This window comes from Bacillus cereus group sp. BfR-BA-01522 (assembly GCF_022662635.1).
Taxonomy (GTDB): domain Bacteria; phylum Bacillota; class Bacilli; order Bacillales; family Bacillaceae_G; genus Bacillus_A; species Bacillus_A cytotoxicus.
In genome coordinates this window covers 1-245 of record NZ_JAKUDY010000061.1, presented here as the reverse complement: position 1 = coordinate 245, position 245 = coordinate 1, and the positions used below count along the sequence as shown (strand labels likewise).

The window sequence follows — 245 nt, the reverse complement described above, 5'->3', positions numbered from 1 at the left end:
TTCGAAAGAAAGCTACAGAAGCTGAGTTAAAGCGTCGATTAAGTCCCTCCGGACTCAATAAAATTCCTGTTGAGGTTTCTAATTGACTACAAAGTTGAGTAAGAGAGGTAGTAGCGATTTGTTGATTTAACCATACACACAAAGATAGAAAATGGTGCCCATGGCACTTACGTTTTCGTTTCATTCCACCAGCTTCTATAGCTAATTGATTAAGTGTAGTGGGAGACATATATCGATATAACTCC

At 38.4% G+C, this 245-nt stretch carries 1 pseudogene; it reads right to left on the bottom strand.

From position 1 onward, the window contains the following. Positions 1-245: pseudogene (locus tag MR059_RS21655) on the bottom strand (IS4 family transposase); the annotation flags it as partial.